The organism is Nonlabens sp. Asnod2-A12 (genome assembly GCF_045063745.1).
Taxonomy (GTDB): Bacteria; Bacteroidota; Bacteroidia; order Flavobacteriales; family Flavobacteriaceae; genus Nonlabens; species Nonlabens xylanidelens.
On the sequence record NZ_JBEFOB010000003.1, the window covers coordinates 2,082,227 to 2,104,802 of the forward strand.

At 34.9% G+C, this 22,576-nt stretch carries 27 protein-coding genes; 11 read left to right on the forward strand and 16 right to left on the reverse strand.

From position 1 onward, the window contains the following. The 7 genes from ACJJVJ_RS09550 (at window position 1) to ACJJVJ_RS09580 (ending at window position 5,288) form a co-directional block, all read left to right on the forward strand. A complete protein-coding gene (locus ACJJVJ_RS09550; protein WP_405370021.1) occupies window positions 1-261 on the forward strand; it encodes a hypothetical protein in 261 nt (86 codons plus the stop codon). Continuing rightward, a complete protein-coding gene (pnuC, locus tag ACJJVJ_RS09555; RefSeq protein ID WP_405370022.1) occupies window positions 261-890 on the forward strand; it encodes a nicotinamide riboside transporter PnuC in 630 nt (209 codons plus the stop codon). Before ACJJVJ_RS09550 ends, pnuC begins: the two co-directional genes overlap by 1 nt. Continuing rightward, window positions 851-1,408, forward strand: a complete 558-nt coding sequence (locus ACJJVJ_RS09560) for an AAA family ATPase (RefSeq protein WP_405370023.1) — start codon at window positions 851-853, stop codon at window positions 1,406-1,408. The genes pnuC and ACJJVJ_RS09560 overlap by 40 nt, the downstream gene beginning before the upstream one ends. After that, entirely contained in the window at window positions 1,408-2,961 is a 1,554-nt protein-coding gene (locus ACJJVJ_RS09565) for a DUF4301 family protein (RefSeq protein WP_405370024.1), read from the forward strand. The genes ACJJVJ_RS09560 and ACJJVJ_RS09565 overlap by 1 nt, the downstream gene beginning before the upstream one ends. Further along, the gene (gene arfB / locus ACJJVJ_RS09570; RefSeq protein ID WP_104514322.1) at window positions 2,961-3,359 is read left to right on the forward strand and encodes an alternative ribosome rescue aminoacyl-tRNA hydrolase ArfB; all 399 of its coding nucleotides are present in this window, start codon (window positions 2,961-2,963) and stop codon (window positions 3,357-3,359) included. The genes ACJJVJ_RS09565 and arfB overlap by 1 nt, the downstream gene beginning before the upstream one ends. Window positions 3,360-3,370: 11 nt before the next feature. Next, a complete protein-coding gene (locus ACJJVJ_RS09575) occupies window positions 3,371-4,453 on the forward strand; it encodes an isoaspartyl peptidase/L-asparaginase family protein (protein WP_405370025.1) in 1,083 nt (360 codons plus the stop codon). A gap of 73 nt (window positions 4,454-4,526) precedes the next feature. After that, window positions 4,527-5,288, forward strand: a complete 762-nt coding sequence (locus ACJJVJ_RS09580; protein ID WP_405370026.1) for an exodeoxyribonuclease III — start codon at window positions 4,527-4,529, stop codon at window positions 5,286-5,288. Window positions 5,289-5,397: 109 nt separating this feature from the next. On the opposite strand, the gene rsmI is transcribed toward ACJJVJ_RS09580, so the two are convergent. Further along, complete coding sequence (gene rsmI, locus ACJJVJ_RS09585) at window positions 5,398-6,066, reverse strand: 16S rRNA (cytidine(1402)-2'-O)-methyltransferase (protein WP_405370027.1); 669 nt, start codon at window positions 6,064-6,066, stop codon at window positions 5,398-5,400. A gap of 183 nt (window positions 6,067-6,249) precedes the next feature. Between rsmI and ACJJVJ_RS09590 the strand changes: the two genes are divergently transcribed. Further along, window positions 6,250-6,606 (forward strand): hypothetical protein, encoded by a 357-nt coding sequence (locus ACJJVJ_RS09590; RefSeq protein WP_348115228.1) that lies wholly within the window; start codon window positions 6,250-6,252, stop codon window positions 6,604-6,606. A 1-nt stretch (window position 6,607) separates the two neighbouring features. On the opposite strand, the gene ACJJVJ_RS09595 is transcribed toward ACJJVJ_RS09590, so the two are convergent. The 5 genes from ACJJVJ_RS09595 to mutY form a co-directional block, all read right to left on the reverse strand. After that, window positions 6,608-7,513 carry a DMT family transporter gene (locus ACJJVJ_RS09595; RefSeq protein ID WP_104514317.1) on the reverse strand — a complete coding sequence of 302 codons (906 nt, stop codon included), beginning with the start codon at window positions 7,511-7,513 and terminating at the stop codon, window positions 6,608-6,610. A gap of 75 nt (window positions 7,514-7,588) precedes the next feature. Further along, on the reverse strand, window positions 7,589-8,158 hold the full coding sequence (gene gldD / locus ACJJVJ_RS09600; RefSeq protein WP_104514316.1) for a gliding motility lipoprotein GldD: 570 nt from the start codon (window positions 8,156-8,158) through the stop codon (window positions 7,589-7,591). Next, window positions 8,143-9,480 (reverse strand): gliding motility-associated protein GldE, encoded by a 1,338-nt coding sequence (locus tag ACJJVJ_RS09605; RefSeq protein WP_405370028.1) that lies wholly within the window; start codon window positions 9,478-9,480, stop codon window positions 8,143-8,145. The genes gldD and ACJJVJ_RS09605 overlap by 16 nt, the downstream gene beginning before the upstream one ends. A 24-nt stretch (window positions 9,481-9,504) precedes the next feature. Further along, a complete protein-coding gene (locus tag ACJJVJ_RS09610) occupies window positions 9,505-10,014 on the reverse strand; it encodes a single-stranded DNA-binding protein (RefSeq protein WP_405370029.1) in 510 nt (169 codons plus the stop codon). Window positions 10,015-10,135: 121 nt separating this feature from the next. Beyond that, a complete protein-coding gene (gene mutY, locus ACJJVJ_RS09615) occupies window positions 10,136-11,179 on the reverse strand; it encodes an A/G-specific adenine glycosylase (protein ID WP_405370030.1) in 1,044 nt (347 codons plus the stop codon). Window positions 11,180-11,308: 129 nt separating this feature from the next. Between mutY and ACJJVJ_RS09620 the strand changes: the two genes are divergently transcribed. Both ACJJVJ_RS09620 and ACJJVJ_RS09625 read left to right on the forward strand, forming a co-directional pair. Further along, the gene (locus ACJJVJ_RS09620; protein WP_104514313.1) at window positions 11,309-11,599 is read left to right on the forward strand and encodes an HU family DNA-binding protein; all 291 of its coding nucleotides are present in this window, start codon (window positions 11,309-11,311) and stop codon (window positions 11,597-11,599) included. A gap of 271 nt (window positions 11,600-11,870) precedes the next feature. After that, complete coding sequence (locus ACJJVJ_RS09625; protein WP_104514312.1) at window positions 11,871-13,412, forward strand: ribonuclease E/G; 1,542 nt, start codon at window positions 11,871-11,873, stop codon at window positions 13,410-13,412. An 18-nt stretch (window positions 13,413-13,430) separates the two neighbouring features. Here the strand turns inward: ACJJVJ_RS09625 and ACJJVJ_RS09630 are convergent, their stop codons facing one another. From ACJJVJ_RS09630 to ACJJVJ_RS09650, 5 genes are all read right to left on the reverse strand, one after another. Beyond that, a complete protein-coding gene (locus tag ACJJVJ_RS09630; RefSeq protein WP_405370031.1) occupies window positions 13,431-13,703 on the reverse strand; it encodes a hypothetical protein in 273 nt (90 codons plus the stop codon). Next, a complete protein-coding gene (locus tag ACJJVJ_RS09635; protein ID WP_405370032.1) occupies window positions 13,676-13,948 on the reverse strand; it encodes a hypothetical protein in 273 nt (90 codons plus the stop codon). Before ACJJVJ_RS09635 ends, ACJJVJ_RS09630 begins: the two co-directional genes overlap by 28 nt. 11 nt (window positions 13,949-13,959) lie before the next feature. Further along, window positions 13,960-14,202, reverse strand: a complete 243-nt coding sequence (locus ACJJVJ_RS09640) for a hypothetical protein (protein WP_405370033.1) — start codon at window positions 14,200-14,202, stop codon at window positions 13,960-13,962. A gap of 143 nt (window positions 14,203-14,345) precedes the next feature. Next, window positions 14,346-14,948 carry a hypothetical protein gene (locus ACJJVJ_RS09645; RefSeq protein ID WP_405370034.1) on the reverse strand — a complete coding sequence of 201 codons (603 nt, stop codon included), beginning with the start codon at window positions 14,946-14,948 and terminating at the stop codon, window positions 14,346-14,348. A 298-nt stretch (window positions 14,949-15,246) separates the two neighbouring features. Beyond that, entirely contained in the window at window positions 15,247-15,762 is a 516-nt protein-coding gene (locus ACJJVJ_RS09650) for a hypothetical protein (RefSeq protein WP_405370035.1), read from the reverse strand. Window positions 15,763-16,036: 274 nt separating this feature from the next. On the opposite strand from ACJJVJ_RS09650, the gene ACJJVJ_RS09655 reads away from it, so the two are divergent. Further along, window positions 16,037-16,549 carry an acyl-CoA thioesterase gene (locus ACJJVJ_RS09655; protein WP_104514311.1) on the forward strand — a complete coding sequence of 171 codons (513 nt, stop codon included), beginning with the start codon at window positions 16,037-16,039 and terminating at the stop codon, window positions 16,547-16,549. Between the two features lie 424 nt (window positions 16,550-16,973). Here ACJJVJ_RS09655 and ACJJVJ_RS09660 read toward each other — a convergent pair whose 3' ends face one another. From ACJJVJ_RS09660 to ACJJVJ_RS09680, 5 genes are all read right to left on the reverse strand, one after another. After that, window positions 16,974-18,179 carry a murein hydrolase activator EnvC family protein gene (locus ACJJVJ_RS09660; protein ID WP_405370036.1) on the reverse strand — a complete coding sequence of 402 codons (1,206 nt, stop codon included), beginning with the start codon at window positions 18,177-18,179 and terminating at the stop codon, window positions 16,974-16,976. Further along, the gene (locus ACJJVJ_RS09665) at window positions 18,180-18,935 is read right to left on the reverse strand and encodes a DUF4292 domain-containing protein (protein WP_405370037.1); all 756 of its coding nucleotides are present in this window, start codon (window positions 18,933-18,935) and stop codon (window positions 18,180-18,182) included. 2 nt (window positions 18,936-18,937) lie between these two features. Then, entirely contained in the window at window positions 18,938-20,308 is a 1,371-nt protein-coding gene (locus ACJJVJ_RS09670; RefSeq protein ID WP_405370038.1) for a tetratricopeptide repeat protein, read from the reverse strand. 19 nt (window positions 20,309-20,327) lie between these two features. Continuing rightward, on the reverse strand, window positions 20,328-21,344 hold the full coding sequence (locus ACJJVJ_RS09675) for a sugar phosphate nucleotidyltransferase (RefSeq protein WP_405370039.1): 1,017 nt from the start codon (window positions 21,342-21,344) through the stop codon (window positions 20,328-20,330). A 62-nt stretch (window positions 21,345-21,406) separates the two neighbouring features. After that, window positions 21,407-22,573, reverse strand: coding sequence for a tetratricopeptide repeat protein (locus ACJJVJ_RS09680; protein WP_405370040.1), 1,167 nt, complete (start codon window positions 22,571-22,573; stop codon window positions 21,407-21,409). Window positions 22,574-22,576: the final 3 nt, after the last annotated feature.

A 22,576-nucleotide genomic window follows, 5' to 3' on the forward strand; every position in this document is an offset into this window, starting at 1 on the left:
ATGAAAGCATCTATTGAACTTACTATGTCGCCATTACAAGATGATTATGAGCAACACATCATCAAATTCATAAAAACGCTGCGTGATTCTGAATTTCAGGTCTTAGAAAACCCATTAGCTACACAAATTTATGGAGATTTTACTGCTATGATGAGTTTCTTAACTAAGGAAATGGCAAAAAGTATGGAAGAGACTAAAGCTGTTCTCTTTTACATGAAAGTGGTTAAAACAGACCGTCATGATTATGAGCCTTTCTTTTAATGGAGGTTTTAGAATTTATTTTTGGCCAGTATAGAGACTATAGTACATCGCATATTGTTTTAGAAATAGCTGCTCTCGTCATTAGTCTAATCAGTGTTTATTATTCATTTAAGAACAGTGTTCTAGTGTTTCCTTTTGGAATAATTAGTACGCTAATTTTCGTCTACTTATTATTTCAATGGAATCTACTTGGCGACATGGTGATCAACGGTTATTATTTTATCATGAGTGTCTATGGTTGGTATTTCTGGTTAAACGGTAATAAAAACAAGAGGGAAGTATCCATATCAAAAACTGCCACACTAGAATGGGTTACAGCGATGGTCATATCCCTAAGCACAGGACTAGCCATCTATTTACTCTATTATATCACCGATAGATTAGAAAATTGGGTTTCTTATGTAGATATGATCACCACCGGAATATTCTTTGCAGGAATGTGGCTCATGGCTAGACGCAAACTTGAGCACTGGCTCATTCTCGCTTTAGGTAATCTTATATCTATACCGCTCTATTTTTACAAAGGCTATAGTTTCAGCGCATTTCTTTATATATTTCTCTTTATTATTGCCATCTTCGGCTATCAAGAATGGAAAAAATACCTCAACAAAAAGCCTTCGAAGGTTTAAAAATAGTTCTTTACGGACCTGAAAGCACTGGTAAAAGCACGCTCACACGTCAACTTACCGATCATTTTAAAACAGTAAAAGTAGACGAGTATGCCAGAGAATATCTCCAAGAAAAATTTGATCGAACAGGTAAAATTTGCACTTATGAAGATTTAATACCTATCACAATAGGACAACGCATTACTGAAAATGAAGCCGCTCAAAAAGCTAATGATTATCTAATTTGCGATACAGACGCCTTAGAAACCTACGTGTATTCCATAGCATATTTTGACAAAGCACCAGAAGAGCTTAAAACAGCTGTAAGTAAAAGTGATTATGACTTATATTTACTGCTAGATGTTGACATTCCATGGGTCGCAGACGATTTAAGAGATAAACCAGAAGATCGCAAGGGAATGTTTCAACGTTTTGAACAAGGATTACAAGATTTTGATAAAAAATACGTAATCATATCTGGCATTGGAGAAGATAGATTTAAAAATGCTCTAGCCGCCATTGAAAACATTACAAATTAATGAAGTTAACTGACCAACATAAAGAGCAACTCATTGAAAAAGGTATTTCTGAAGAAGTACTATATAAACAGTTAGATAGATTTAAAAAAGGATTCCCCATAGTCAGGTTAGATAGACCTGCTTTAATAAACGATGGTATTATTTCTTTAAAACAACTTAATAAAATAGAGTTGATTAAATTTTATGAAGAACAAGTATCACATCTAGATGTTATAAAATTTGTTCCTGCAAGTGGCGCTGCCACACGCATGTTTAAATTTTTACATGAATTTTTAAATAGGTTTGACCCACAAGAAGACTCTATAAATAGTTACATCAACCTTAATAAAGCACCAGAATTATTCACTTTCTTTATAGGAATGGAAAAATTCCCTTTCTATAAAAAGATTATAAAATCTTTAAAAAGGAAACATACAGATTGGGCTGCAAAACCAGTACAATCTAAAAAGATTCTATTCATAGAAGAAATGCTTTCTGAAAACGGTTCTAACTATGGCTCAATGCCCAAAGGCTTAGTTCCGTTTCATAAATACAAAGGCCACACAGCGACAGCCTTTGAAGAGCATTTATTTGAAGCTTCTATATATGCTAGTAGTAATCAGCTAGCCAGACTTCATTTTACCATAGCACCGGCTTTTAAAAATCACTTTAAAGAAGAATTTGATCGCATTCAAAAAATAGTAGAAGAAAAAACAAACACTAGATTTGAGATCAGTTTTTCACATCAATCTGCTAGCACAGACACTGTTGCTGTAGATGATAATAATGAAGCTATTGTTCTAGAAAACGGATGCCTTTTTTTCCGTCCTGCTGGACATGGAGCATTGCTAGAAAATCTAGATCAGTTAGACGCCGATTTGATTTTCATCAAGAACATTGATAATGTAACTACGTCAGCTTATGAAAAGCAGGTTAGTGAATACAAAAAATTTCTTGCCGGTTATTTAATACAAATTAGGAATAAAACATATGACTACCTTAAAACTATAGATAGCAAGGAAGTAAGTGATGAATTAAAACTAGAAATAGAAGGTTTTATCACCCAACAGCTCGACAATGTACTACCGACAGATTATAAGAAATATGCTTATGAGTACCAATTAGAGTATTTATATGAAAAACTTAACCGCCCGTTGAGAGTTTGTGGTATGGTTAAAAATGAAGGAGAACCTGGCGGTGGTCCTTTCTGGATTCACAATCAAAAAGGCGAACTCTCTCTTCAAATTATAGAAAGCGCGCAAATAGATCCTAAAAATAAAAGTCAGCAAGCGATTGCCGTAAAAGCTACCCACTTTAATCCGGTAGATCTTATATGTAGTGTACGTGATTACAAAGGAAACAAATTTAATCTCATGGATTTTTGTGATGAAGAAACTGGTTTCATAACTCATAAATCTCGCAAAGGAATGTGTATAAAAGCACAAGAATTACCAGGATTATGGAATGGCGGCATGGCATACTGGAACACCATTTTTGTAGAAGTACCTCTTATTACTTTTAACCCTGTGAAAACAGTTAACGACTTATTAAAATCTGCACACCAGCTAGATTAATGAATATAGAACAACTACATAAAGAAGTGCAATATAAAGCAGTAGCCAGCAGTGGTCCCGGTGGACAAAATGTAAATAAGGTGGCCACAAAGGTTCAATTGTATTTTGATGTTTTAAATAGTCTCGCTTTCGCGAAAGCGGAACACGAAAGGATTAAAACAGCGCTATTTAAACAACTTACTAGCGATGGCGTTTTACAAGTCAATTGTCAAGAATCTAGAAGTCAGGCCAAAAATAAAGAACTGGTTTTTAAAAAATTACTAGCCATACTTTCCAAAGCTAGTGTAATCATTAAAGTACGTAGAAAAAGGACTGTACCTAAGTCTGTTAAACGAAAACGTCTTAATGATAAGAAGAAACATAGCGACAAAAAGAAAGATCGCAATTATAGATATTAAACCCTATTACTATGAAGAACTTGCTATACATGCTCATGTCAGTTTTATTGATTTCTTGTTATCAAAAAACTAATGACAGCACAACAACATCTACAGATTCTAACATTTTAGAAGTAGAAGAAATAACAAATGAATTTGCTATAGTCATTCATGGTGGCGCAGGTACAATAAAAAAGGAGAACATGACTCCAGAACTAGAAGCGCAATACAATGAGAAATTAACAGAATCCATAAAAGCTGGTCATGAAATTCTTGCAAATGGCGGTAGTGCCATGGATGCTGTAGAAGCAAGTATTAGAATAATGGAAGACTCTCCACTTTTTAATTCGGGAAAAGGAGCTGTTTTTACGCATGACGGCATCAATTCTCTGGATGCTAGTTTTATGGACGGCACAACACTCAATGCTGGCGCAATTGCTGGTGTAACTACTGTAAAAAACCCTATCTCACTAGCCAGAAAAGTGATGACAGATTCTGAACATGTATTATTAAGTGGAGCTGGCGCAGACTCTTTTGCAACATCCCTTGATGACAAAAACATTGAAATAGTAGATAATAAATATTTCTACACAGAGCGTCGTTTCAAATCTTTACAGCGCGTCTTAGAAAGAGAAAAAGCTAAAGATGAGAAAACAGTTGCACGATTAGAAATCGAAGATCCTTTTATAAAGGATTCTAAATATGGTACTGTAGGCTGTGTTGCTCTCGATAAAAACGGAAATATAGCAGCAGGAACCAGCACTGGCGGCATGACCAATAAAAAACATGGCCGTATAGGTGATTCTCCTATTATAGGAAGTGGCACCTATGCAAACAATAAAACTTGTGGTGTATCAAGTACTGGACATGGCGAGTTTTTTATTAGAGCACAAGTAGCTTATGACATAAGCGCATTAATGGAATACGGTGACCGCACACTAGAAGAGGCTACAGAAGAAGTAATCCAAGAAAAACTAGTTGATCTAGGTGGTACTGGTGGAATAGTCGCTCTAGATCGATTAGGAAACATTTCCATGGAATTTAATACCGCGGGAATGTATCGCGCAATGATGGATGATGATGGGAAACTTACCGTTGGGATGTATAAAGAGTAAATCGACTAACGATTGAAGATTAACGATATCAGATTTTTGATTTGGTCTCAAGATTAAAAAACTATAAAACAAAATGAAAATAATATCCTATAACGTAAACGGTATCAGAGCAGCGATGAAGAAAGAATTCATCAAATGGTTAACAGCGGCAAATCCTGATGTGCTTTGTTTACAAGAAATAAAAGCTCAAGAAGACCAGATAGATACAGAGGCTTTTAAACAAGCTGGATATGAGTACCAATACTACTATAGCGCACAGAAGAAAGGCTATTCTGGTACGGCTATCATTTCTAAGATAAAACCAGACCATGTAGAATATGGAACTGGTATAGAAACTATGGACTTTGAAGGTAGAAACATTAGAGCCGATTTTGGCGATCTATCCATAATGTCTATGTATTTACCTAGCGGTACCAATGATGAACGACTGGGCTTTAAATTTGAATATATGGAGCAGTTTCTAGAGTATTCTAAGGAATTAAGAAAAGAGCATCCTAATTTATTAGTTTGTGGAGATTATAACATTTGCCATAAGGCTATAGACATTCATAATCCTGTTGGACTTAAGAAAACCTCTGGTTTTTTACCAGAAGAACGTGAATGGATGGACCGTTTTGTAGAAAGTGGCTTTATAGACACTTTTAGAATGTTTAATCAAGAGCCTGACCAGTACTCCTGGTGGAGTTATCGTGGTGGTTCTCGTGCCAGAAATAAAGGATGGAGATTAGACTACCACATGGTAAACAACTCTTTAAAAGATAGAGTAAAACGCGCTGTAATTTTAAGTGAAGCGGTGCATAGTGATCACTGTCCTGTAATGGTGGAGATAGACTAGTTTCTAATCACTTAAAACACTAAGTAAATCTAAATAAACTAATAAGAACATAAACAGTTATTATTAGTTTATTTTTTTGACCTAAAACATATAGCTATACGCAAACCCTTTAAGAGCAACCTTGTAGCACCACCACAAATTCTCCCTTAGGTTTTTTGTGTTCGAAATGGCCAATAGCTTCTGTAACCGTACCTCTAAAATGCTCTTCGTAGAGTTTTGTTATCTCACGAGATACAGAAACCTGTCGTTCTTCTCCGTAGTGCGATTTAAAATCGGCTAAAGTTTTTAATAATTTGTGGGGAGATTCATAAAAAACTATGGTTCTAGTTTCTTCTTTTAAGAATTCCAGTCGTTTCTGGCGTCCTTTTTTAACAGGAAGAAACCCTTCAAATATAAATTTATCACATGGCATACCAGAAACTGTAAGAGCAGGCACAAAAGCCGTTGCACCAGGTAACGATTGCACTTCTAACTCATTTTCAATAAGCTTGCGAGTTAGTAAAAAACCTGGATCACTTATCCCTGGAGAACCAGCATCAGTAATAAGAGCCATAGTCTCACCTGCCTGTATTCTCTTTACAATAGTGTCACTTATTTTATGCTCATTATGCATGTGGTAAGATAGCATTTGAGTAGCAATACCATAATGCTGTAATAATTTACCACTAGTCCTAGTGTCTTCTGCAAGAATAATATCTACCTCTTTTAATATTTCTACCGCACGATAGGTCATGTCTTTAAGATTACCGATAGGTGTAGGAACGAGGTAAAGTTTCATGTGTCTTATTTATTTTACAAAGATAAAGAAGTATAGATGTAAGAAATGACTTTTAAATCTCTAACATTTTATATAACACAGTATGTTTTTATAGAGATGGCTATTGGTGTTCCGCTTTCGCGAAAGCGGAATTAAAACAAAGATATACTCCTTAATAAAGCAATCTAGAGGTATCTTTGTTCCATGACTAGAGATGAGCAATTAAAAGATAGATGGGTACGCACAGTAGCGTTTTTTCAATCCCGATTTGCAGATGGTGATGAAATGGATCTGGATGCTATATTATTTATAATAGGCCTACAAGAACTAGGACAATTGCATCGCAAGTTTCAAAAAGATGAGAAATTGCAATTGATGCATATTGCTATATGTAGAGTTTTAGAACCGTATGGTTATTATGAATTTTCTCATTATGACGATGATAAATGGCCACATTACATTGTTAAGGAAAATTTGCCGCCTCTTAAAGCTGGAGAACAATCTTTATTAATGAAAGAAGCGATTGTAAACTATATGGTAGTAAGCGAGGTTATAGATTAATTTATTTAATCACTACTTTCTTCTCTCTAGTTACTAAAACTACGGCTAGAATTATAACACCAGTCGAGACTCCTTGCCAAAAGTGAAATTGTTCTCCATCCATAATACCCCATGTGAGACCTATAACAGGCATTAAATAGGTGACAGAACTAGCAAAAACTGGAGAAGTGATCTGTACAAGTTTGTTAAACATAATTTTTGCTGCAACGGTTCCAAAAATAGATAAGACTACCATATACATTAAACTACGTTGTACCGCTGGACTAGAATACTCTAGAGAAGCACCGTCTGCACTGAAAAATACTATGGCCGCAAGTGGAGCGATGAATACAAAATTACCTGTCGCGATAGCGAGTGGTTTAATGTTTTGAAGATACCTCTTTATAATATTTACATTACTCGCATAACAAGTACACGCTATTAGAACCAGTCCAGCAAATAGATAATTCTGATCTGGATGACTATCCATACCTGTAAGTACTAACCCTACAGCTCCTGCTAGACCTATGATCACGCCTAGAAGTTGCTTTTTTGAGAATGAAATCCCAAAAATAACACTTCCCATTATCAAGGTAATTAATGGTACGGTAGAATTGAGAATGGCACTTATAGCACTGTCTATTTCTGTTTGCGCATAGGCAAATAAGAAAGCGGGAAAAAATGTACCTAGTAAACCTGAGACAGCTAGCCATGGCCAGTCTTTTCTTTTAGTCTCTATAAAGGATTTCCAGCCTATAGCGATAAGTATAACCCCAGAAATCATGGTACGCACCGCGCCTAACTGTAATGGCTGCAATACTAATTCTCCATTATTCTCACCGAGAGCCTTTTTAATTAAAATAAATGAAGAACCCCAAATAAGGCTTAAAACAACTAAGTAAACGTATTTGAGTCTAGAATTATCCATAAAAATAAAAGGACAAAGATGAACTTTATAACTATTAGAATTGCAAAATATTTACAAAAGTGTTGTGGACTCCTTTTATTCTTTCCACTTTAAAGTTTCCATCATTTTAATCATGTCTTTTTTTACATAATCTACCGCTGGTAAAATGGAGTCATAATTAGGCTGTGTATAGAAATATAAAGACGCTGTAAGAAAGTGCTTTGTACTGTCTGTCACATAGAATTGCGCATTAGAAGCCGCATTACCTTCTATCTCGTACATCATCCCGTAGGTCTTATTCATCTTATTAACAAATGGGTAATCACCTATTACATCTGCTTTTTGATTATGGTCATAAGACAGTTTCTGACCATCAATAAGTAGTTTTCTCAAATTATCTTGTACCGGTCTATAATTTAAATACACGGTAGCGTCCATACCTGGATATTCTATTTTCATAGAACAATCTGTTTTAGCCAGTATTCTAGCATATTCATTTACCTCAAAAGAAAACGGACAGTTCAAATTGTTAGACTGCACGTAGTCACCTTCAGGAAAATCTAGTGCGAGCTGTGCACTAGGTTTAGGCAACACTTCCTTATCGTTACAGCTAGAGACTGTGATAATAAGAGTTAGTACAAGTAGTATTCTTAAGCTAGCGTACATTTGATTTGTTTAATGCGTTTATTATCCATCACCTCTATTAAAAAGGTAATATTATGAAAAGTTATTTTATCTAATTTTCTAGGAAAATGCCCTGTTTGTTCTAATATAAAACCAGCCAGAGTTTCTGACTCACCTTTACTACCATCAAAGATTGCAGCGTCTTCTTCTTCTAGATCTAGAACTCTATAAAAATCTTTTAATTGCGTTTTTCCTTCAAAAACATAATTCTTATCATCTAGCTTTGAATAGACTAGATCTTCCTCGTCAAACTCGTCGCTGATGTCTCCTACTATCTCTTCAATAATGTCTTCTAGAGATATTAAACCACTAGTCCCACCGTATTCATCTACTACTATAGCTATATGCTTTTTCTTCTCTTGAAATTCTTGTAATAAATCGTCTAGCTTTTTATTCTCAGGCACAAAATAGACTTCTCTAAGCAGTTTAGTCCATTCATAATTCTTACGCTCTATATAAGGAAGTAAATCTTTTACATAAAGAACACCTGTAATATGATCTATACTTTCTTTATAGCATGGTATACGTGAATATCCATGTTCAATTACTTGTGGTATAATATCTTTAAAAGGTAAAGTGTCGTCAAGAGCAAAAACATCAGTACGGTTGCGCATCACGTTCTTAGTATGCGTGTTACCGAAACTCACAATACCTTGTAACAGTTGCTGCTCTTCGTCTGTAGTATCGTTCTCATCTGTCAGTTCTAGAGCCTGTGATAATTGAGATATGGTAATATTAGATTTCTTACTACCTAGACGGTCCTGTATCAACAAGGTCACGTATCGCATAGGCAAACTGATAAAACTGAATATTTTATCTAGAATATTAAGCGGTATAGCCATGAAACTGGCAAAACCTTTAGGATTGCGATTTGCATATACTTTAGGAAAAATCTCACCGAATAGCAATATCAAAAAGGTAATAACCACTACCTCAAGAACAAATCTAATATCAAGGTCAAATTGAAAACCAAAATCTACAGCAACAGGCTCAATATTTGCAAACCATGTTTCACTAAGAATACCAAATATTAAAACCGACGTTATATTGATCGCATTATTTGCAATCAATATGGTAGCTAGCAGTTTCTTAGGCCTATCTAATAGTTTCTTTACTATACTACGTCTAGGAAAATCTTCATTTTCATCATCTAACTCTGTGCTAGATAGCGTGAAAAAAGCTACTTCGGCACCGCTTATAAGTGCGCTACCTATTAATAGCAATATAAAAACGGCTAGATATATGAATTGATCTCCACTAGAAATCATTGAAACATTAAGTAAAAGCGCTGGGTCAGGATCCAATTAGTATGAATTAATTCTTTTAAATTAAAATGGTAAATCGTCATCGTCGCTAGCACTACTATCACTAGTTACAGGCTGGCTGTAAGTATTACTAGATGGTGATTGCGGCTGTTGTGGCGCTGCAGCCTGAGGTTGCTGCTGTGTTTGAGGACGAGCAGGAGCACTTTGTTGTGGTCTACTAGGTGCAGCAGCTTCATTTTTAGGTGTTAAGAAAGTAAATTCTTGCACTTGAATTTCGGTCGTGTAGCGTTGCTGTCCATCTTCTCCAGTCCACTGACGGTTTTTAATGCGCCCTTCTACATATACCTTATCTCCTTTCTTCAAGTATTTCTCACATACTTCGGCAGCTTTATTACGTACAACACAATTGTGCCATTCTGTATTTGAAACACGCTCACCAGTACTACGGTTTACATATTCTTCATTTGTAGCCAGTGGGAATCTACCTATGCAATTTCCACCTTCAAAGTACTTCATCTTCACTTCGTCTCCCGTGTGACCTATAAGTATCACTTTATTTACTGTACCTGCCATAATTAGTCTGTATTGAATTTATAAATATATTGTCTTGTATGGTTGTTTAAAAAAGTTGTCAAAGATATGGAAAAACGCCCACGTCGTGAGATTGTTAGCCCATGTAAATTACAAAATTGTTTTATTTCAATTGCCAAAAATCTTTCATAAAACGCTCCATCAATACATGTACAGGTCTTTCTTGAGCCTCTTCAATAGTAATAGCACCGTTTATCTCATCTTCTACTTCCACAATCCAGAAATAGGCATGTATCTTTCTGTGAGATAATTTATGGATAATAGGCTCTTGGTTGTATACGCTTTCGCGAAAGCGAGACCCACCAACAACATCTTTAAACACTTCATGCTCTGTTAACTCTACTGGTAACAGTGCGCCACTAGCATCTATATAAGGAAACTCAAATAACCCAGCCCATATACTTCTGTTATCGCGCTGATTAAATAGAAGTTTTTTGGACGGCGTCTGTATAACTATATAATGATGGAAAAGGCTCTTAACCTTAGTCTTCTTAATCTTTACTGGTAACTCTGCAATTCTACCTTCATTAAATGAGACACAATCTTTTTGAAAAGGACAGGTGTCACAATCAGGGTTTTTGGGTGTGCACTGCATCGCACCAAATTCCATTATCGCCTGATTATGCGTAGCAGGGTCTTTCTTATTAAGCAATTTACTAGCTAATTCCTTAAATTCTCTAACACCAGCCGGCACATTAATAGGTGTTGCGATACCATATAAACGAGATAGAACACGATACACATTACCGTCCACGACAGCAACCGGTTCATTAAAGGCAAAACTAGCGATCGCAGCAGCGGTATAATCACCTACTCCTTTTAAAGTAAGGAGTTCTTTATAGGTATCAGGAAATTTAAGATCATTATCGACTATTTGCACAGCGGCAGCTTGTAAATTTCTAGCGCGGGAATAATAGCCTAATCCCTGCCATAATTTAAGCACATCATCTTGGGGTGCAGCGGCTAGTTCTTGAACTGTAGGGTAGTTTTTAACAAAACTTTTATAGTAAGGTAACCCTTGTTTAACGCGAGTTTGCTGTAATATGACCTCACTAAGCCAAATAAAATATGGGTTTTGAGTATCGCGCCACGGCAGCTCTCTCTTGTTAACTACATACCAATCAATAAGTTGCCTAGAAAAGTCCATAAAAAGCGTTAAATTGCAGCCTGCAATATATATCTTCTTAAATTTTAATTGATTAGAGATTTCATATTTACTTTTTTAGGGTATATTTGCGCCCTGTTTAATAAACCCTAATTAAATTAAAATTTAAAAATGACTAAAGCAGATATCGTATCTAAGATTTCAGACAAACTGGGAATGGAGAAGACTGATGTACAGGCAACTGTTGAGTCTTTCATGAATGAGGTGAAGGATTCTCTTGAAACTGGAGAGAACGTATATTTACGTGGTTTTGGTAGCTTTATTGTAAAAACTAGAGCTGAAAAGACTGGACGTAACATTTCTAAGAACACAACAATTAAAATTCCTGCTCACAATATACCTGCTTTTAAACCAGCTAAGGTTTTTGTAGACGGAGTAAAATCAAACGTAAAAGTTAAGTAAAAAAATAAGAGATATGCCAAGCGGTAAAAAAAGAAAGAGACATAAGGTAGCAACGCACAAACGTAAAAAACGTAGACGTGCTAATCGTCACAAGAAGAAAAAGTAGTCTCAGACTACTTTTTTTTTATTTTTAAGAGTTCTTTGACATAGGGTTGCAACTGACAACTCGTTGATTATACAAGTAGTAACAAACTTGTATTAAAAACATATAAACATACTTTACTTGCTACTAATCGTTAGTACATGTAAGGTTATAAACATTACAGGAATTATGGATAAAGAAATTATTATCCGTTCCAGTGCTACAAAAATCGATTATGCTCTTACCAAAAATGGAAGACTAGTCGAATTACACAAAGATGAAGAAGAAAATAAGTTTGCGGTAAGTGATATATTCATTGCAAAATCACGCAAGGTACTTTCTGGTCTTAACGCTACATTTGTAGACGTAGGCTATGAAAAAGATGGTTTTTTACACTATCACGACCTAGGTGTTAAATACCTTACCCAACTTAAATTTACCAAACAAGTTTTAAGTGGTAGACGTAAAAATTTTACGCTTAAGGACATAAAATTTGAAAAAGATTTAGAAAAGCACGGTGCAATTGAAAATGCAATCACACCTACACAACCTATTCTTGTTCAAGTAGTTAAAGAACCTATTTCTACCAAAGGACCTCGCCTAAGTGCAGAGCTTTCTTTACCAGGTAGGTATGTTGTTCTAGTTCCTTTTTCTGATCGCATCTCTATATCTCAAAAGATAGAAGATAAAGAAGAAAAAAGCCGTTTAAAAAGACTTGTAAAAAGCATTAAACCTGAAGGATTTGGCGTCATAGTACGTACAGTCGCAAAAGGTAAACTCGTAGCAGATCTGGACCAAGATTTACAAAATCTTGTAGCAAAATGGGAAACCATGTGTAGCAAAATACACAAGGCACAATTCCCAACTAAGGTTATGACTGAAGTAAGTCGTACCAATTCCCTTATGAGAGATGTTTTTAATGACACATACACTTCTATAGTCGTAGACGACCAAGAGGTTTTTGAAGAAATTAAAAACTATTTAAAAACTATTGCCCCACATAAAGAGTCTATCGTAAAATACCACAATCCGAGAACATCAGTTTTTGAGAAATTTGGTATAGAACGTCAAATCAAAACATCATTTGGCCGTACAGTATCTATGAGCAAAGGTGCATACCTTGTTATAGAGCATACTGAGGCTATGCATGTTATAGATGTAAACTCTGGGAATAGATCTAATAAAGCAGACAGTCAGGAAGACACTGCACTAGAAACCAACATGATATCTGCAACTGAGATTGCGCGCCAGTTAAGGCTTAGAGACATGGGTGGTATTATAGTAGTAGATTTTATCGACATGCGTAAAGCAGAGAATCGCAAGAAACTCTATGAACACATGAGAGATGAAATGTCAGAAGACCGTGCAAAACACAAGATCCTTCCACCTAGTAAATTTGGTCTTATCCAGATTACTAGACAGCGTGTAAGACAAGAAGTAAATATTAAAACTCGTGAGGAAAACCCTGATGGAAATGGAAAGGAAATACAAGCTCCTATTCTAGTAATACAGGAAATTACCGAAACATTAGAACGACACCTTAAAGCTGGTGTTAAAAAGATAACGCTCAATGCGCATCCTTTTATCGCTGCTTTTATAACAAAAGGATATCCTTCTATACGATCTAAATGGTTTATGAACCATAAAAAATGGGTCAAGGTAGTACCTAGAGATGCCTATACTTATCTAGAATATAAATTTAAAGATAAGGACGGTAAAGAACTTAAATAATTATAAACGCCTACAGGTTTAGACTTGCAGGCGTTTTTTTTGTGCTCTATCAGTTTGATAAGGATTTTGCAACACACCATAGATATATTTATCATAATACTTATCATTAGATACGGTAATTTTATTTTGAGAAAGCGCACTCTCATTGAATTGATGGTAATTGTATAACAATCCAGACAGCACATAAACACCAGTACTATCTTGAGATGCTTTAAACCGCTCTCTAGCCCAGTTAAAGGCATATTTATCAAATGTAGGTGTGTTTAGAGTATCTGCAACCACTTTTCCCATAAATAGGTTTTGTATATATTACCTACGGTAGTAACATCTACATAATTAGTATCTGTAACGACACCATTGTATGCAGACAAATCTGTAAATTCCATCGCATAATCTATAAGAATTCCAGAAGTTATTTTTGTTTTATCAAGATTATTAAAAATAGGGTTTACCTCATTCGACCATGTATCATCCACGTGTAATTGTGCAAATAGTAGTGAAGGAAATAGTAATAAGAAAGTAATAATTTTTTTCATAGTTTAGATTTTTATCGTGTAAATGTAGAATCAAATCTACCGTCGGTTACTTGATATAATGTTTGAGTCTGTTCGTCAAATATTTGAAATTCAAAAGTGCCAGATATAATATTGTTCTGAGTATCTATATATTCGATATTACATATTCCAGAATTTAAAGTTGTTGTTTGAATATTTCGATTTCCATCTGAAATAAAAAATATTGCAGCACCAGTACCAGGCGAATAATCACTTAATTCAAACCAATCATTCAAAATCAAGTTTACATTATTAGAACCCAAATCCAATTCTAGAATATTATTCGTCTCAAATGAAGGATATATATTAAAAAAATATTCACCATCTACCAGTTGGTAAAAGCATTTATAGACTGCCGTTGGCGCGGCAGTCTTTTTAACTAATTAAAAGAAGTGTTTTGTAAGGTAAAAGCTTCTAGGTCAAATCTTCCAAGTACGATATTAATTGTATCATTAACATTTTGAGTGTTTATTAATTTCATATCAAATGTTGCATTATGAAAATTTGTAACTCCCGTATTAATTTGATTCGATATTTCGATTTGTCCAGAATCTGGAAAAGTAATATATCTTTGATATCCTAATTGATCATTCTTCCATATTCTACAATGAGCATATGTATTGTTTAAACCATCTAAACTGCTCAATCCATTAGAGTCTTGCATTAGATAAATTTCAGATGAATTATATCGGAAATTTTCAATATGAATAAGTAAGCTAGAAGTTTTATTGCTCTTGAAATCATCAATCTTATACTCGACATTAGTTGATTCTGTTGTGATTATTCTAAGACCTTTATTATCACTATTAACAGTAATCCTACCATCTCTAGGTTTAAAGAACTTACCATCAATCAAACAACCAAAGGTGTTTTCTCCTGTCATGGTAATGGGTGGTAATAAACTTTCTTGAGATGGAGCGTCGTCACTGTCACAGGAGTAAAAAATAGCGGTAAAGGCAATAATAAATAGTAGATTTTTCATTTTTTAATGAATTATATTATCAAGTTACTTATAACAAGCAATTATAGTATGCTAATTAACAGGCGTTTGTGAATTTAAAATTTTCGCGAAAGCGTATCATAATGTGCTTTAACTTCAGTAAATTATATCGCATACTCTAAAAGTAAACCAGATGAATCCTGTTTTTATCCAGGTTATTAAAAATTGTATTAATGGAGTTTTTCCATTGATTATCGACATTGAGCTGTGCAAATAATATAGAAGGTAAAAGTGTGAGAATTAGTAATAATTTTTTCATGGTTAGTTTTTTTAGAATTTATTAGCGTGCGTAGAATGAATCAAATCTTCCTTCAGTTATTTGGTATATTTGATTATCTGCTGGGTTCAGAATCTCAAATTCGAATGTGCCTGATACAATTTGATTGGTTTCGTCAAAATTATTAAATGTCACACTGCCACTATTTTGGTTGTCCGTATCATTGAAAATAATCTCTTGAAGATTTGACACAAAGACTACATTTGCACAATATGAATTATTAACATCACAATTGGTAAACTGAAAGGTGGATTCTGAGATACTTTGCCTATTTGATAAAATAGACATATCTATGGGAAAACCACTCATTCTATCAAAGCCTACTATAAATTCATAGGAGCCATTAATTAATTGATATTTACAGTTAACCTCCCCAAAAGAAAAGAATGGTTCTCCATTTACAAGACATCCAAATGTTCCTGCACCGGTTTGTGTTATAGGTGGTAGGCAGTCTATGCCAGTGCAGTCTGTAGAATCATTATTATCGCAAGAATTGAATAATATTGAGGTTATTATCATAGCAAATACACAACAAGTGCGCATGGATTTTTGAATTAGATTTTTCATATTTTGAAAATTAAGGTTATTTACTTTATAGATATAAATTTTAAGTTATAGTTGCGTGAATATCTATTAAATCTAGCAGATGAATAGTATCTTATAAAAAATCAATGTCATGAACCAATAGCAGTCTATAAAAAGTAAAATGGTTAAATAACAATTTCTCAATATTTTCTAAAATTATTCCTTACCACATTAATTACCGAGTACCTTTGCAAAAAATTTGAGTACTATGCAAGCTAAAACACCTTCACAATCATTTACTACCGTTACTGATATGGTATTACCTAGTGAGACTAATCCGCTTAATAATCTTTTTGGTGGTGAATTACTAGCTCGTATGGATCGCGCGGCGAGTATTGCTGCCAGACGTCATTCTAGACGTATAGTAGTAACAGCTTCTGTAAATAATGTAGGTTTTAATAGAATGGTGCCATTGGGAAGTGTTGTAACCATAGAAGCACAAGTAACAAGAGCTTTTAAGACCTCTATGGAGGTTTATATGGACGTTTGGGTAGAAGATCGTGAAAGCGGTGAGCGTACTAAGGCAAATGAGGCCATTTACTCCTTTGTCGCTGTAGATGACACTGGAAGACCTATCGCAGTTGCACCTATAAGTCCAGAAAGCGAACTTGAAAAGCAACGTTATGATGCAGCTTTAAGACGTAAGCAATTAAGTCTTGTTCTTGCTGGAAAAATGAAAGCAAAAGACGCGACAGAATTAAAAGCACTATTTGCTGAATAAAGTATACAAACTACTAGCATTAAAAAACCGCTATATACCTAATCATAGGTAAATAGCGGTTTTTTATGTTTAACCAAGACTTGCTCGTTACAAAAAGAGTGAAAAATCAAAAAGTCAACCTCATTAATCCTAAATCCTGAATCTCTTTCTAGGCAAGGAGTTTTAAACTCATGTGTCGTTGTGAAAAAACACAATTACAACTTATCATATCGCCTTTGATGCGCAATCTGCTAGAATCGCTATCAATCTATAACTTTTGTAATTTCCAATAAGAATGAAAAATCAAAAATCTGATATCCTTGATCTCCAATCGTTAATCAAAATAGTTCCTTACTGTAAACTTATTTATTGAATTCAAAATAGGTTTCGACTATCGCTCAACCAAGCATCGTTTTGTGAAAAATCAAAAATCTGATATCGTTAATCATTTCCTCGCAATCCACTGTGCAGGGTCTACAGTATCATTATCCTGCATGAGGACAAATTTAAGTTCTGTTTCTCCAGAATTAGAGGTGAAAATTTCTCCTATGATATCTTTTGTATTTACCATATCTCCTTTTTCGACACTTACAGACTTGAGATTATCATATATAGAAGTGTAGTTACCATGTCTTATGTGTACCGCGAGTATACCATATTTACTTTTTGTAATACGTATCACTTCTCCTTCAAAAATAGCGCGCACTTTTGCACCGCCAGGACTTTGTAATCTAAGTCCATTTGAATCAATAGTAAGCGATCTTACCACTGGGTGTGGTTGCGTACCATAACGTCTAGAAACAAAACCTTCTTCTACCGGCCATGGTAATTTTCCTTTATTACTTTTAAAGCTATTAGCTAGAATTTTTGCTTCAGGTGTTAAGAAGAATTTATTTGCTACGGCACCTGTTTTACCTTTATTAGATGCTTTAATATCGGCTGCTATAAGGGCTTTGAGTTCTCGGTCTATTTTGTTGCGCTCTTTTGCTTTTACCTTTATATCTGCGGCATATTTCTTCTCGTTTTCTTTAACCACCGCAAGCAGATTCTCTTGTTCTACTTTATCAATTTTAAGTGCTGCCCTTTGCTTTTTATTGAGTGCTAGAACTTTATTCTTTTCTTTTTTCTCCTCTTCTAGCGCTACATTTTTTGCTGCAATAGCGTCGGATTTTATCGTTATTTCTTCTGCTTGTTTCTTACGATAGTCTGCATAGGATTTTAAATATTGAACTCTTTTATAAGCCTGTAAAAAATCTTCAGAACTCAATAAAAACATCAGTCTACTTTGATCATTTTGTGATTTATATGACTTCACAATCATCTCTGCATACTCTGCTTTTAGAGCTTTTACCTCTGTATTTAATTTTTTAATCTCAGCAGCATTTGCTTTAATATTTCTAGTCAGGTTATTTGCTTGCTTATTAGTAATATTAATAATCTCTTGAGTACGCAATATCTTTTTATCAATGGTCTCTACCAGCAGCACCATTGTTTTTTCTTCTTTACGCACGTTTTTGAGCAACCTATCAAATTGATTTATTTCTCTTTGAATTTCTGCTTTACGTTGTTCTAGAGCTGCTTTTTCTGATTGCGCTTTCGCGAAAGCGAAACACAACAAAAACAATATCGATAAGTAAAAGTGCTTTTTCATCTACAATTTAAACTCACTGTAACCAGATGGCATGCTGAAAGGAAACGTCATCGATTGATTAAATTCTACATTTTTAAACTCCATCTCTACCTTAGAAACTCGGTCGCGCTGGTTAGCATCTATCTTTACTTCAGTTGGGATTATTCTCCCATCTACCACTTGATACTCGGTATAATTAACTTTTAAGAAGCTATTTTCTGACGGCTTAGCAATAGATTGCTCAGAAACCTTAAAGTCAGACGGACGCAGGCTGAAAAGCTTCGTCACGATGCCTTCTTGTTTAAACTGATACTCGTTATCTACAATTTTAAAATCTTTATTATCCAGAGGCTCTACTGCCTGACCTAATAACAAATCTTCTAACTGTTCAAAGGTGATTTCTTCTCCTAAAAAATCACTTATAAGGCTAAAATCGCCATCAAAAGATCTTCTATTGAGCTTTTCATAAAATTGCACACGGTCTGGAGTTATGTAAACCTTTGCACCTGTAAAGCCCAGTACGGTCACACTCATCCATATTTTTTTACCTTTTTCCATGCGCAAATTAACCGTAAACGATCTCGTGTTTTTTGAGTTTTCATAACTCATAGAAAGACGGGCTTTCATGGTTTCAAAATCAGTTCGGGCAGCGTTGTGAGACTTCACTACTTTAGATCTTTTTGCAGCAGCGGTAGCATCATTTGCAGCACGTTGTGTACCACCACAACTGGCTAACAATATAAAAAGAACTATAGATGCGTATTTTAAGTATTTCATTATTAATTTTTAGACAGCGTCTTTATTTTAGAACGCATTTTTGCGGCTTTAGTTGCATCACCTTTTTGATCATAACTTATAGCTAGTTGTTGATAGATGTCACTTTCTAACTTAGGCTCATCGAGTAAAAAACTCAATCCAGATTCTAGCTGATCTATCGCCTTATCTGGTTCATTTAATTTATTATGTGCAACACCATTTAACAAATAGAGCAATGCCTGTGCTGGGAAAACGTCCAGCGCCTCCTCAGTAATCTCTACTGTTTTATTATAATCTTTTATATCGATACTTAAGAGCGCTACCTTTTTAATAAGGTCGTAATTCTTGTTATCGATATCCAGTCCTTTTTGATAAAAAGCTATAGAATTACCTACATCTTTTCTTTTAAGGTAATAATCACCCAGTGCATTAAATGCTTTTACATCTTCTACCTGGTCTGCAAAATCATTTATCGCGTTATCAATATCATTATCTTCTATATCTGTAGCGTCAGACTGTATAAAATCATTGAGTACGTTAATTTTAGTTTCTGTATCAAACTGTGTAGATTCAAAAACCTTTTGCATGCTCCTGATTCCCTTGCGTGTTTTACCTGCTTCTAGATAGATTTTATAAAGGGCAAGTTGCGCTTTATCACTTTTAGGCAAATTTTTATCCAGCTCCTCAGCTATTTCTTGAACCTTATCTGTATTATTCTTTTTACTGTAGAGGTAAATGAGGTTGATATAAGATTTTTCATCTTTAGGATTTGCCGCGATGGCAGCCTCTAGATCTTCAATATTGCCATCTCTAGCTTCATTTGCTCCTAATCTTGCTTGCACCTGTCTTTTAACCAGTATGCGACGGTCGTCCTCTCCTAGACGTTTATCTAGTTTTTCTATAATCGCTAGCGCTTCTTCATTTTTATTTGCTCTCAAGTATTGAAACGGCAGCAGCTCTTCATAATTCTCATTAATTCTTGCCAGTTTCTCAAGGACAGTTAACGATTTTTCATATTCCGTTTGTTTATTATAAACGTCATATAAAGTTTCTAACAACCATTCTGATTCTCCAGATAGTTCTATGGCACGAGTGATTTTCTGTTCCGCTTTCGCGAAAGCGTTACTCATCAAATAATTCTTACCCATTTCAAACTGAACCACTCCAGTATCTGGCTGTATTTTTTCGCAAGCCTCTAGAAATAAAATAGCCTTATCGTGATTACCAATAGCCTTTGCAGAAAGTGCGTTGAAAAAATTATCCTTAAAACCGTCAGAGACATCACCTAGATCATCCACATTCACATCGTCAGACTGCACTTCTTCTTGAGCAACAATAAGGTTACTCAAGAAAAATAGAGCGATAAACGAGAGAATGTGGAGTGACTTGATCATAAGTTGTTGTTTTCAATAATTATTCCATAGTAGAATAATCACCGATGCTTATTTTAGTAAAATTAGCATCGTATTTTACGTGACTACCTATCATAGCCTCGTCTAATGTAGCATTTTTAATACTAGAGTTATTCTGTATCAGTGAGTTAGTAATGGTACAGTTATCTATGACTGTTCCTGCGCCTATAGAAACGTGCGGTCCTACGGTACTATTTTTAAGAACTACACTACTGTCGATAACACAGGGTTGTATAATAGTTGAGTTTTCTAGAGTAGGTTGCGAGTTGATTTCTTTACTTCCATCTTTTTCCATAAAGGTCATGATGCGCTGGTTGGTCTCTATGGCAACATTCTTGTTACCGCAGTCCATCCACTCGTCTACTGTACCTGTTTTAAAAACATTTCCAGCAGCCATCATTCTTTTTATACCGTCATTAATCTGATATTCACCACCGTTAATGATCTCGTTATCGATCACAAATTGCAGTTCTTTTTTAAGGTTTTCTATTTCTTTAAAGTAATAGATACCTATAACTGCCTGGTCGCTTACAAATTGTTCTGGTTTTTCTACCAGCTCTACAATTTCTTCTTGGTCGTTTAATTTCACAACACCATAAGCTTCTGGACGGTCTACTTGCTTGGTCCATATAACAGCGTCTGCTGCAGGATCAAGTTCAAAACTTGCTCTTATTAACGTGTCTGCATAAGCAACTACTGCCGGACCAGAAAGAGAAGGCTCTGCACACATAATAGCATGACCAGTCCCAAGAGGTTCTAACTGACGGTAAATACTAGCTTTGGCACCTAGACCTTCGGCAAGTTTTTCTAAACTTTTTACCACTTCTTCTCCAAAGAAAGCTGGATCACCTAGAATAAAAGCGATCTCTTCTACTGGCTCTGAAAGTATGCGTGCTATATCCTTAACTAGTCTATGTACAATAGGCTGGTTTGCAATAGGGATTAATGGTTTAGGAACGGTAAGTGAATGTGGTCTAAGTCGTGAGCCACGACCTGCCATAGGTACGATTATTTTCATAGGCGTTATTCCTATTCAGGTAGGAATTTATATATTATTGAGATGGGAAAAACATCTCTTAGTTAGTCTAGTTTAATATTTAAGTTATTATCAGTACAAATCTTATTAAAAAGATCTTCTTTATTCTCTTTTACAAACATACGATATAAGAAGCCTATCATCTTTTCAGCATCTGCAGAATAAGGTGAGTTGGAATCTAAATACAATTGCCTAGCGTCGATAGCCTTTTTTAAAGAATCTTCTATCAATTGTTGATTCATATAAGTGAGTGCAAGTCCATAATGCCCCTCAGGATCTTTAGGATTTACCTCAATTAGTTTTTCATACCAAAACGCAGCACTTTTAAAATCTTTTTTATAATTATAAGCTACCGCCATATTCATTATAGACGTAGGATTTAAAGAATCTACCTCATAAGATTTTTCATATGCCTTAATAGCTTTGTCAAATTTATTAATCTGCCTGTAAGATCTACCCAAATTATCCCATGCAAAAACAAACTTAGGATCTAATTTAACCGCTTTTTCATACAACTTAATGGCCTTATTATATTTTTCAGCCTCCATATAATCTATCCCATCTAAATAGAATCCCATGGCTTTCTCATTTGTGGAATATGAGTTTAACTTTTCTTCATCGTTAGAAAAAACCAATCGCTCTACTGCGGGACAATTTTCAACTAAATTATTTGAAACCAACTTCAAGAAAGATCTCATTTTTTCTACTGTACCTAGTTTTAATTCTTGAATAGAATTGCTACTAACTATAGCCTCAGTAGTACATTGCTTTATAGCTGTGTTTTTATCTGCTTGAGAAATACTAGTAGAAACCTCACTTATACAGTCACAAGCTATCTCGGTGACGCCTGGCAGCATATTTTCTACAGAAACAGCTGCTGCATTATATTTATTGTAAAGATCACACTCATTGGAAAGTAATTCTAACGTTGCCTCCATATCTGATTGATCAATGGTATCTAGAGAAGCGTTGGGATTAAGTGTTAGCGTAGTGTCTCTATCTTTTGTAATTTGAGATAAGGCACCAGCAAAAACAGCTCCTTTCTGACATTCCTCATATGTTTTTTCAAAATTATCTTTCAGAGTACCTTCCTTTTCTGCATTCTCTAAGCATTCACAAATAACCTTAGACATCACAGCATTCTTATTCTCGATTTGAGAAAAACTGAAGATTGAGATAAAGAAACAACTTACTAAAATTAAACTTTTCATAGA